The organism is Caulobacter sp. GW821-FHT10C03, assembly GCF_059415485.1.
Map to the genome: position 1 here is coordinate 107,679 of NZ_JBWKNI010000012.1, position 11,547 is coordinate 119,225.

9 protein-coding genes are annotated in these 11,547 nt (G+C 68.8%); 3 read left to right on the top strand and 6 right to left on the bottom strand.

Features of this window, described 5'->3' with window-relative positions; all coding sequences use genetic code 11:
* Positions 1 to 131 precede the first annotated feature (131 nt).
* The 3 genes from AC07NG_RS16635 (at position 132) to der (ending at position 4,220) form a co-directional block, all read left to right on the top strand.
* Complete coding sequence (locus tag AC07NG_RS16635; RefSeq protein WP_110117811.1) at positions 132 to 881, top strand: tetratricopeptide repeat protein; 750 nt, start codon at positions 132 to 134, stop codon at positions 879 to 881.
* An 11-nt stretch (positions 882 to 892) separates the two neighbouring features.
* Complete coding sequence (locus tag AC07NG_RS16640) at positions 893 to 2,305, top strand: PQQ-like beta-propeller repeat protein (RefSeq protein WP_494595182.1); 1,413 nt, start codon at positions 893 to 895, stop codon at positions 2,303 to 2,305.
* 121 nt (positions 2,306 to 2,426) lie between these two features.
* Positions 2,427 to 4,220: a ribosome biogenesis GTPase Der gene (gene der, locus AC07NG_RS16645; RefSeq protein ID WP_494595183.1), complete on the top strand. Its 1,794-nt coding sequence runs from the start codon at positions 2,427 to 2,429 to the stop codon at positions 4,218 to 4,220.
* Between the two features lie 25 nt (positions 4,221 to 4,245).
* Here the strand turns inward: der and AC07NG_RS16650 are convergent, their stop codons facing one another.
* From AC07NG_RS16650 to radA, 6 genes are all read right to left on the bottom strand, one after another.
* A complete protein-coding gene (locus tag AC07NG_RS16650) occupies positions 4,246 to 5,742 on the bottom strand; it encodes a methyl-accepting chemotaxis protein (protein ID WP_494595185.1) in 1,497 nt (498 codons plus the stop codon).
* 273 nt (positions 5,743 to 6,015) lie between these two features.
* Positions 6,016 to 6,765 carry an SDR family NAD(P)-dependent oxidoreductase gene (locus AC07NG_RS16655; RefSeq protein ID WP_492855520.1) on the bottom strand — a complete coding sequence of 250 codons (750 nt, stop codon included), beginning with the start codon at positions 6,763 to 6,765 and terminating at the stop codon, positions 6,016 to 6,018.
* A 102-nt stretch (positions 6,766 to 6,867) separates the two neighbouring features.
* Positions 6,868 to 7,851, bottom strand: coding sequence for a bile acid:sodium symporter family protein (locus AC07NG_RS16660; protein ID WP_110117817.1), 984 nt, complete (start codon positions 7,849 to 7,851; stop codon positions 6,868 to 6,870).
* Between the two features lie 137 nt (positions 7,852 to 7,988).
* Positions 7,989 to 9,488 carry an amidophosphoribosyltransferase gene (gene purF / locus AC07NG_RS16665; RefSeq protein WP_487288731.1) on the bottom strand — a complete coding sequence of 500 codons (1,500 nt, stop codon included), beginning with the start codon at positions 9,486 to 9,488 and terminating at the stop codon, positions 7,989 to 7,991.
* Positions 9,485 to 10,108, bottom strand: a complete 624-nt coding sequence (locus tag AC07NG_RS16670) for a CvpA family protein (RefSeq protein WP_492855519.1) — start codon at positions 10,106 to 10,108, stop codon at positions 9,485 to 9,487. Before AC07NG_RS16670 ends, purF begins: the two co-directional genes overlap by 4 nt.
* Positions 10,105 to 11,487: a DNA repair protein RadA gene (radA, locus tag AC07NG_RS16675; protein WP_487288729.1), complete on the bottom strand. Its 1,383-nt coding sequence runs from the start codon at positions 11,485 to 11,487 to the stop codon at positions 10,105 to 10,107. The genes AC07NG_RS16670 and radA overlap by 4 nt, the downstream gene beginning before the upstream one ends.
* Between the last annotated feature and the right edge of the window lie 60 nt (positions 11,488 to 11,547).

Below are 11,547 nucleotides of genomic sequence, written 5' to 3' on the forward strand. Positions count from 1 at the left end.
CACGCTATAGGTTCGCCGCCTGCGTCGCGGCCAGGGGCCGTGGCGACTTGATGTTCAACCTTGCGTCGTCCGGAAACCCTTCCGGTTCTCGACGTCCCGGCGCTTCCCGCGCCCGTACCGGAGCCTCGTTCGTGGTCGATGTGTTTGACGAGGTCGAAGAGCAGCTTCGCTCCGACCGCTACAAGACCTTCGCGCTGAAGTCGCTGCCCGTCCTGGGCGCGGTCGCCGCGGTCGCGGTCCTGGGCGTCGGCGGCTGGTGGGGCTGGACGACGTACGAGACCAACCGCGCCAACAAGGCGTCGGAAGCCGTCCAGGCGACCCTCGAATCCTACGAGAAGGAAGGCCCGGCCAAGGCCTTCGGCGAGTTCGAAAAGCTGTCGAAGGAAGGCAATGCGGGCTACCGCGCCCTGGCCCTGATGCAGATGGGCGGCATCCGCCTGGACGAGCGCAAGACCGCCGAAGCTGTCGGTTATTTCGACGAAGCGGCCAAGATTGCTCCCGATCCTGTCATGGGTGACATAGCTCGCCTCAAATCCGCCTTCGCGCTCATGGACACGGCTCCCTATCAGGAGATCGAGTCGAGGCTGACCCCGTTGACCGGCGAGAAGAGCCCTTACCGCGTGCAAGCCAAGGAGGCCTTGGCCTTCGCGAAGCTGCAGGCGGGCAAGAGCGCCGACGCGCGCGGCGACTTCGTCGTGCTGTCGCTGCTGTCGGATGCGTCCGACGACACGCGCCAGCGGGCCCAGGCCGCTATCCAGATGATCGACTCCGGCTCGGCCAAGTCGCTGCCGGCCGCCGTCAAGGCCGCCGTCGCTCTGCCGCCGCCGATCCAACTCGCGCCCGGCCAGCTGCCGCCGGGCCTGCAACCCCAAGCTCGATGAGCCGCCGACCCATGACTTTGAAGCGCTCCCTGCTGCTCGCCGCGATGATGTCGGCCGCAGTGTCGGTGACCGGTTGCTCGACGGTTTCGAAACTCAATCCGTTCGGCAAGGACGAGAAGAACAAGGCCCAGGCCACGCAAGGCCAGCGGATCTCGGTCATCGCCTTCGACCAGAAGGTCGAGGCCGCCGACGGCCTGAAGGGCGTCGACTTCTTCCTGCCGGAAGCCCAGCCCAAGGCCGACTGGCGTCTGCCGGGCGGCTCGCCCGAGCAGTCGGTCGAGCACGTCGCCGCCGCCAAGGACGTCGAGATCGCCTGGCGAAAGAGCTTTGGCCAAAAGGCCAACCGCACCTTCCACATCACCGCGACCCCGGTCTCGGCCGAAGGCAAGATCTTCGTCATGGACGGCGAGGCCAAGGTCTCGGCGCTTGACGCGACCACGGGCGAGACCCTGTGGCGCAAGGACCTGCGTCCGGCCGCCCAGCCGGGCAAGCGCGGCTTCTTCGGCATCGGCGGCGACAAGGGCGACACCGAGGGCTTCGGCGGCGGCATCGCCTATGCCGACGGCAAGCTCTACGTCTCGTCCGGCTTCCGCTTCGTGGCCCAGATCGACGCGGCCAACGGCAAGGAAAACTGGCGCCAGCCCACCAGCACGCCGGTCCACGCCGCCCCGACCGTGGTCGATGGCCGCGTGTTCGTGGTCTCGACCGACAACGAACTGCTGACCTTCGCGGCGGCCGACGGCACGCCGGGCTGGACCTACCAGGCCCTGATCGAGCCGGCCCGCATCCTGGCCGCCTCCAGCCCCGCGGTCAGCGGCGACACCGTCGTCGCCGGCTTCGCCTCGGGCGAACTGGTGGCCCTGCGCGCCGGCAACGGCAACGACCTGTGGAGCGAGGCCCTCAGCCGCGCCAGCCGCACCAACGCCCTGTCGGAAATCCGCGACATCGCCGGCCGTCCGGTGATCTACAAGGGCGACGTCTACGCCGTCAGTCACTCGGGCGTGTTCTCGGCCACCGACCTGCGCACGGGCCAGGCCCGCTGGAGCCTGCCGGTCACCGCCATCACCACCCCCTGGGCGGCCGGCGACGTGGTCTATGTGGTCGACAAGGCCGGCCAGGTGATCTGCGTCTCGCGTGACGGCGGCCAGGTCCACTGGATCCGCGATCTCAACGAGAGCGACAAGCTCAGCAAGAAGCAGAAGAAGAAGCTGGCCAAGCACCCGCGCATCTGGTCCAGCCCGATCCTGGCTTCGGGCCGCCTGATCACGGTGTCGAGCTACGGCGAGGCCGTGGCCCTGAACGCCAAGACCGGTGAAAAGGAAAAGACCCTGAAGATCGGTTCGCCGGTCCTGCTGTCGCCGATCGCGGTCGGCGACAAGGTCTATCTGGTGACCGACGAGGCCCAGCTGATCGCGATCCGCTGATACTTTCCGGGCTCCCTTCGGGGCCCGGCGCAACACAAATCGTCCCGGGCCCGGGCTGGCGGAAACGCCGGCCCGGGCTTGTTGCTTTGCCGGGACCAGAAAAATCGACTACTGACCGCCTATGCCTTTGAAACTCGCCATCGTCGGCCGCCCCAATGTGGGCAAGTCCACGCTGTTCAACCGTCTGGCCGGCAGGAAGCTGGCCCTGGTCGACGATCAGCCGGGGGTCACCCGTGACCGCCGCTTCGCGCACGGCCGCCTCGGCGACCTCGATCTGGAACTGATCGACACCGCCGGCTTCGAGGACGTCACCGACGAGAGCCTGGAAGCGCGCATGCGCGCCCAGACCGAGCTCGCCATCGACGAAGCCGATGTCGCGCTCTTCGTGTTCGACGCCCGCGAGGGCCTGACGCCGCTCGACAAGATCTTCGCCGAGATGCTGCGCCGCCGGAACAAGCCGGTGGTGGTCGCCGCCAACAAGTCGGAAGGCAAGCAGGCCGAGGCCGGCGCCGCCGAGGCCCACCGCCTGGGCCTGGGCGAGCCGATCCCGATCAGCGGCGAGCACGGCGAGGGCATGGCCGACCTTTATGCGGCGCTGCTGGCGGTGACGCCCGACGAGCTGCAGGAAGAGTTCGAGGACTACGACGACGACACCAAGCCGATCAAGATCGCCATCATCGGCCGTCCGAACGCCGGCAAGTCGACCCTGGTCAACCGCCTGATCGGCGAGCAGCGCCTGCTGACCGGCCCCGAGGCCGGCATCACCCGCGATTCGATCTCGGTCGACTGGACCTGGGACGGCCGCAAGATCCGCCTCGTCGACACCGCCGGCCTGCGCAAGAAGGCCAAGGTCAACGAGAAGCTCGAGAAGCTCTCGACCCAGGACACCATCCGCTCGCTGACCTTCGCCGAGGTCGTGCTGCTGGTGATGGACGCCACCCACCCGTTCGAGACCCAGGATCTGCAGATCGCCGACCTGGCCGAGCGGGAAGGGCGCTGCGTCGTCTTCGTGCTGGCCAAGTGGGACCTGATCGAGGATCCAGGCCAGATCCTGAAGGAATTCAACGAGCACGCCGAGCGCATGCTGCCCCAGCTGCGCGGCGCGCCCGTCGTGGCGCTGTCGGGCGAGACCGGCCGCGGCGTCGAGCGCCTGATGCCGGCCGTGATCAAGACGCACCGCGACTGGTCGACCAAGGTCAAGACCCGCGACCTGAACGACTGGCTGCAACTGGCCATGCAACGCCACCCGCCGCCCTCGGTCGGCGGAAAGCGCGTGAAGCCGAAGTACATGGCCCAGACCAAGGCCCGGCCGCCGACCTTCGTGCTGTTCTCCAGCCGCGCCGACCAGATGCCCGATCACTATCGGCGCTATCTGGTGAACAGCCTGCGGGAAAGCTTCGACCTGCCGGGCGTGCCGCTGCGCATCACCATCAAGTCGGGCGCCAACCCCTATGCCGAGCCCGAGCAGGGGCATGTGGTTCGTGGCAAACGGGCCTTCGAGAAGAAGGAAGCCGAGAAGGCGCGCCTGAAGGCCTCGCGCAACACGGTCAAGAAGTCGGCCCAGAGGGCGGCGATCCTGGCCGAGGCGCCGGCGGACGACAGCGCGGCCGGGCCGGGCAAGCCTGTCCCGACCAAGGCCGTTTCCAGCAAGCCCGCTTCTGGCAAGCGCGCTGGGGCCATCAAGGCCGATGCCGCCAAGGGCGAGGCGCCGGCCAAGGCCGATACCGGCAAGGCGGCGGTCAAGTCGGTGAAGCCGCAGGGTCCCAAGGCCCAGAAGAAGGTCTCGACCACCCCGAGCTACAAGGTCGGGACCAAGGCCGCGGGCGGCAAGGCCGGCGGTCCGCGTCGTCCGGTGGCCGGTTCGCGCGTGGTGCGCGGCAACAAGACGCCCGGCGGCAAGCCCAAGGGCCGCTAACCCGTCAGCCAGGGCGGGGAGGGGTCTAGAACTCTTCCCAGTCCTGGCCCACGGCCACGCCCGGGCGGAACGACTGGGCGATGCGCTCGTGCGCGGCGGCGACGGGGCTGCGGGGCGCCGGGGCGCGGGGCGCGGCGGCGGCCGGCGCGACCTTGGCGATCTGGGTCCCGGTGTCGAACCGCGAGACCAGCTCGGCCAGCGACGAGGCCTCGTTGCGCAGGCAGGCGGCCGCCGCGGTGGCTTCCTCCACCATGGCCGCGTTGCGCTGGGTCACCTGGTCCATCTGGTTGATGGCGGTGTTGACCTGGTTGAGACCCGTGGCCTGCTCGTGGGCCGACTGGGCGATCTCGGAAATCAGGGTGTCGATCTCGGCGATGCGGCCGACGATGCCGTTCAGCGACTGGCCGGTGTCGACCACCAGCTTGGCGCCGCGGTCGACCTGGGCGCTGCTGTTGGCGATCAGGGTCTTGATCTCCTTGGCCGCCTCGGCCGAGCGCTGGGCCAGGGCCCGCACTTCCTGGGCGACGACGGCGAAGCCGCGGCCCGCCTCGCCGGCCCGGGCGGCTTCCACCCCGGCGTTCAGAGCCAGAAGGTTGGTCTGGAAGGCGATCTCGTCGATCACCCCGATGATCTGGCCGATCTTGCCCGAGCTCTGCTCGATCTCGCCCATGGCCTCGATGGCGTCGCGCATGATCTCGCCCGAGCGGGTGACCTCCTGGCGCGTGGTCGAGGCGGCGGTCGAGGCCGAGCGGGCGCCCTCGGCGCTGCGGCGCACGGTGGCGGTGATCTCGTCCAGGGCCGCGGCGGTCTCTTCCAGGGCGGCGGCCTGCTGCTCGGTGCGCTTGGAAAGGTCTTCCGACGCCCCGGTGATCTCGTTGGAGCCGTTGTGCACGCCGTTGGTCGACGAGCCGATCTGGTTCATGGCGTCGCGCAGGGCGGCCAGGGCGGCGTTGTAGTCGCTCTTGATCGAGGCGAAGCGGCCGTCGAAGGCGGCGGTGATGTCGGCGGTCAGGTCGCCGGCGGCCAGGCGCTTGAGGTTGTCGGCCAGGGTCAGCACCACGGCGCCTTGCTCGGCCTCGGTCTTGCGCAGCGTCTCGTTGGCCAGTCGCTCATGCTCGGCCTGGGTGATGTCGGTGCAGAACTTGATGACCTTGCAGGGCTTGCCGTCCGCGTCGAACACGGGGTTGTAGGCGCCCTGGATCCAGATCTCGACGCCGCCCTTGCCCTGGCGCTGGAACTTGCCGGCGAAGAACTCGCCGCGGCCCAGGTTCAGCCAGAACTGCTTGTACTCGTCGCTGCGGGCGAACTCCGGATCGGCGAACATGCTGTGGTGGCGGCCGCGGATCTCTTCCAGCGAATAGCCCACCGTCTTCAGGAAGTTGGTGTTGGCCGTCAGGATCGTGCCGTCGAGCTCGAACTCGATGACCGCCTGCGAGCGATGGATCGCCGCGACGGTGGCCTCGAGCTCGGCGAGGCGCTGGTCGGCCGTATCGCGACCGCGCTTGAACGACAGGAATGACATCGGATCCGAGCTCCGCCGGAAGGCTAGCGGCGGGGTTCGCCACGACCCAAGGGTGAGCTTTGATCCGTTATTCCCTGCTTAACAACGTTCTTCGAAATCTTGCATCAGGTGCGTCGGATTGACGCGAGCAACAATTTCAACGCCTTAAGTCCCATTGTCGACTCAAGAGCTTATTGCAGATCGTAGACGATCCGGCGAAATCCGCGATTTCGGATATCCTGATTTTACTTGGAATACGTAATCTGCACCTGGGATTGCTTAACAGCCATCCGTTCAGCCGAGACTGGCGGCTTCCTGGCCTCGTTCCTTGAAGCGAACGACGCCTCGCGGAGGCTCGCGCTCAGGGCGAGCCAGGTCGACGACGAAGGGCGCGATCTCGGCGGGATCCTGCACGGTGGCCTGATCCTCGCCCGGGAAGGCGAGCGCCCGCATCTTGGTGCGCATGGCGCCCGGGTCGATGCAGAAGGCCCGCACGGCGGTGTTCTCCATCTCGTCGGCATAGCAGTCGACGATGGCCTCCAGCCCGGCCTTGGAGGCGGCGTAGGCGCCCCAGAAGGCCCGGTGGCTCTTGGCGACGCTGCTGGTCAGGAAGATGGCCCGGCCGGCGTCGGAGGCGCGCAGCAGCGGGTCCATGGCCCGGATCAGCCGCCAGTTGGCCGTCAGGTTGGTCGACAGGATCATGTCCCAGCCCTTGGGGTCCAGGTGACCCACCGGCGTCAGGGCGCCCAGCACGCCGGCCGCGCCGACCAGGATGTCCAGCTTGCCGAAGCGCTGGTGCAGGGCCGCGCCCAGGTGATCCAGGCCATCGGCCTCGCGCAGGTCCAGGGGGACCAGGGTGGCGTGTTCGCCGGTGGCGGCCAGGATCGCGTCGTCCAGGGCCTCCAGCGCGCCCTGGGTGCGGCCCAGGGCCACGACATGGGCGCCGGCCTGCGCCAGGCCCAGCGCGATGGCGCGGCCGATGCCGCGCGTGGCGCCGGTGACGAGGGCGATGCGGCCGGCCAGCGGCGTGTCGGTGGTGGTCATGAGCGTTTCCTGCGCCTCCATTTTACGTTCAGAGCGTGATGGCCGCCGAAACCGCTTACGCTTTCGGCTATCACGCTCTGGCGGGCGTTTGTCTTTGTCTAGTCAGGCCTCGTCGGCGGGCCGCGCGCCGTAGCGCTGCGCCAGCACCGAGCAGGCCATCAGCTGGATCTGGTGGAAGATCATCAGCGGCAGCACCAGCACCCCGGCCGTCGCGCCGGGGAACAGGATGCCGGCCATCGGCACGCCGGTGGCCAGGCTCTTCTTGGAGCCGCAGAACACGATCGCCACCTCGTCGGCCTTGGAGAAGCCCAGCGCCCGGGCGCCGAACATGGTGGCCAGCATGACCAGCGTCAGCAGCACGCCGCAGACCAGCAGCAGCACGATCAGCTCCAGCGGCGAAACCTTGTGCCAGAGGCCCTCGACCACGGCGGCGCTGAAGGCCGAATAGACCACCAGCAGGATCGAGCCGCGATCCACGCGCCCGACCAGGGTCTTGTGCTTCTCGATCCACTTGCCGACCAGCGGCCGGGCCAGCTGGCCGGCCACGAACGGCAGCAGCAGCTGGACGACGATCGACTGGATCGACTCCCAGCCGCCGACGTCGCCGTGGGCGTTCATCAGCAGGCCCACCAGCACCGGCGTCAGGAAGATCCCGAACAGGTTCGAGGCCGAGGCCGCGCAGACGGCGGCGGCGACGTTGCCGCGCCCGATCGAGGTGAAGGCGATCGACGACTGCACGGTGGACGGCAGGCAGGCCAGGAACACCATCCCCGCCGCCATGGTCGGCGACAGCACGCCGGCCTTGCTGATGGCCAGGCCCAGGACCGGGAACAGCAGGAAGGTGAAGGCCAGGATCGTCAGGTGCAGCCGCCAGTGGGTGATCCCGGCGACCACGGCCTCGCGCGACAGCTTTGCGCCGTGCAGGAAGAACAGCAGGGCGATGGCGACCTTCACCACCCAGCCGGTGATCTCGGCCGCCTGGCCCCGCACTGGCAGGAACGAGGCCAGCACCACCATGCTGAACAGCGCGATGATGTAGGCGTCGATCTTCAGCTTGGAGAGGACGGCGGAGACGGGATTGGCCAAGGGGCGACTCTCACAAAGGTCGTCGCCCGGCGTTGGCGGGCGACCCGAGCGGCCGGAAGATCAAAGCGAATTGGCCGTATACCGGGTTAGCGCAGCTTGGGTCCTTCGAACAAGCCGAAGGACCCGAAAGGCTGGCGTCAGGCGCTGAGCAGCGACAGCTGCTTTTCGACCTGGTCGTTGCGGCCCTCGGCGATCTCGCGATCGGTCAGGCGCGTGGGGTAGTCGCCGGTGAAGTAGTGGTCGGTGAACTGCGGGGCGGCCGGATCGCGCGGCGCGCAGTCCAGGGCCTCGTACAGGCCTTCGACCGACAGGAAGCCCAGGCTGTCCACTTCCAGGAACTTGGCCATCTCTTCCAGCGACTTGGTCGCCGCCAGCAGCTGTTCGCGCTCCGGCATGTCGATGCCGTAGAAGTCGGGCCACTTGATCGGCGGGCTGGCCGAGCGCAGGTGCACTTCCTTGGCGCCGGCCTCGCGGACCATGCGGACGATCTTCAGCGAGGTGGTGCCGCGCACGATCGAGTCGTCGATCAGGATGACGCGCTTGCCTTCCAGCACGGCGCGGTTGGGGCTGTGCTTCATGCGCACGCCCAGTTCGCGAACGCCCTGGGTCGGCTGGATGAAGGTGCGGCCCACATAGTGGTTGCGGATGATGCCCAGGTCGAAGGGCAGGCCGCTTTCGGCCGCGTAGCCGATGGCCGCCGGCACGCCGCTGTCGGGCACGGGCACCACGACGTCGGCCTCGACGCCGGTCTCGATGGCGAGGCGGCGGCCCATGCGCTTGCGCACCTCATAGACCGAGCGGCCGTTCACGACGCTGTCGGGACGGGCGAAGTAGACATATTCGAACACGCAGGGGCGGGCGGCCGGGGCCGCGAACGGCCGCAGCGATTTGACGCCAGTGTCGCTGATCACCACCATCTCGCCGTGCTCGACGTCGCGCACGAAGCGGGCGCCGATCATGTCGAGGGCGCAGGTTTCCGAGGCCAGCACGGGCTTGCCGTCCAGGTCGCCCAGCACCAGCGGGCGGATGCCCAGCGGGTCGCGCACGCCGATCATCTTCTTGTTGGTGATGGCCACCAGGGCGTAGCCGCCTTCGATCTGGCCGATGGCGTCGATGAAGCGGTCGACGATGCGGGCCTTACGCGAGCGGGCGATCAGGTGGAGGATGACCTCGCTGTCCGAGGTCGACTGGAAGATCGCGCCTTCCTGCACCAGACGCTCGCGCAGGGTCAGGAAGTTGGTCAGGTTGCCGTTGTGGGCCAGGGCCAGGCCGCCCGTCTCCAGGTCGGCGAACATCGGCTGGACGTTACGGATGCCGCTGCCGCCGGCCGTGGAGTAGCGGGTGTGGCCGATGGCCATGTGGCCCGGCAGGCGCTGGACGAGGTCGGCGCCGGTGAAGGCGTCGCCGACGTGGCCCATGTGGCGTTCGGTGTGGAAGCGCTGGCCGTCGAAGGCGGCGATGCCGCAGGCCTCTTGCCCCCGGTGCTGCAGGGCGTGCAGGCCCAGCGCCGCGATGGCTGAGGCGTCCCGCGCGCCGAATACGCCGAACACGCCGCACTCCAGGCGCAGGGTGTCATCCTCGGGATCACGCCAGGGCATGGATGAGAAGCGGTCGGTCGACTGGCCGAAAGACGTCATCGCGATTTCTCCACCAGATCGTCGGACTTTCGACGCTGGTCCTTATCATAGCCTTCTTCGCCACGGTCGGCGTCGGACGGTTTGTCGCTGGCGCCGTCGCGGACCGCGTCCTCGATGGCGGGGGCCAGCTTGCCGGCAAGTCCGGCGCCCTTTGGGGCGAACACCTTCAGCACCCGGGCGCTGGCGTTGGACAGCGGATAGAAGATCGAGTCCGACACCCAGGCCGGCACGCGGTCGCGCGGCGTGGCCATGTGGAAGACGAGGTTGAAGACGCCCAGGACGACGAGGGCGCGCAGCAGGCCAAAGCCCAGGCCCACCAGGCGATCCAGCATGCCCAGCGCGCCGTCGGCGTGCAGGGTCTTGGTCAGCTGGCCGCCGATGAAGCGCAAGGTCACGAAGGCGACGACGAAGGTGACCAGGATCGCGGCGGCCGTGGCGGCCCAGTCCGGGTCCATCAATTCGCGGAAGAGGGGGCCGGTCAGGCGCAGGCCCAGCAGGGCGACGACGGCGGCGACGATGAACGACAGCGCCGAGGTCAGCTCGCGCGAGGCGCCGCGAAAGAAGCCCACGGCGCCGGAAACCAGCAGGATCAGTCCGGCGATGATGTCGAACGGCGTCACGCGTGCGAGCTCCAGATGTCGTTCTCGATTCTACGGACCGCGTCGGCCAGTCGCGCCGCGCCGGCCACCGGCAGGGCGCCGCCGCCTTCGGGCAGGCCCGACAGCGGTCCCAGCGCGCGGCCGAACCCCAGCTTGGCGGCTTCCTTCAAACGCGACTCCATTCGGCTCACTGGCCGGATCTCGCCGGAGAGGCTGACCTCGCCGAACACCACGCAGTCCTGCGGCAGGGCGACATCCATGGCCGAAGAGGCCAGAGCGGCCGCCGCCGCGAGGTCGGCGGCGGGTTCGGTGATCCTCAGCCCGCCAGCGACGTTCAGATAGACGTCCTTGTCGCCAAAACCAAGGCCGCAGCGCGATTCAAGCACGGCGAGCACCATGGCGAGACGCCCGGAATCCCATCCGACCACGGCGCGTCTGGGCGTTCCGTAGGCGGACGGGGCCACCAGGGCCTGGAATTCCACCAGAACGGGGCGCGAGCCCTCGATGCCGGCGAACACCGCCGCCCCGGCCGCGCGCTCCCCGCCTTCGTTGAGGAACAGGGCCGAGGGGTTCTTCACTTCGCGCAGGCCGATGTCGCCCATCTCGAAGACGCCGATCTCGTCGGTGGCCCCGAAACGGTTCTTGGCCCCGCGCAGGATGCGGAAGGGATAGCCGCGCTCGCCCTCGAAGCTCAGCACGGCGTCGACCAGGTGCTCGACCACGCGCGGGCCGGCGATCTGGCCGTCCTTGGTGACGTGGCCGACCAGCAGGATGGCCACGCCCTGTTTCTTGGCCAGGCGCACCAGTTCGGTGGCGCAGGCGCGCACCTGGGTGACCGTGCCCGGACCGGCCTCGTGGGCGTCGCTCCACATGGTCTGGATCGAGTCGATGACCACCAGGTCGAACTTGTCGCGTTTCAGCCCGTCGAGGATGTCGCGCAGGCTGCTCTCGGCCGCCAGCTTCACCGGCGCGCCGGCCAGGCCCATGCGGTCTGCGCGGCCGCGGATCTGCTCCACGGCCTCTTCGCCCGAGATGTAGGCGCAGGACACGCCCCGGCTCGAGGCGTTGGCGCAGACCTGCAGCAGCAGGGTCGACTTGCCCACGCCCGGGTCGCCGCCGATCAGGATCGCCGAGCCCGGCACCACGCCGCCGCCACAGACCCGGTCGAACTCGTCGACGCCGGTCAGGATGCGGGGCGGGGCGGGGGTGTCGCTTTCGAGGCCCGTGAACTGGAGGCCGCGGTTGCGGGTCGCCTTGGTGGCCGACAGGCTGCCGGGCGCGCGGACGCCGACCTCCTCGACGAGGGTGTTCCAGCTCTGGCAGGCGGGGCATTGCCCGGCCCACTTGGTCTGAACCGCCCCGCAGGACTGGCAGGCGTAGACGGCGCCGTCGCGGGCCATGGGGTCTTCCTGATTCTCGAATGGGTGGAGACTACAGGCTGGAGCGTCGCTGCGCCAAAG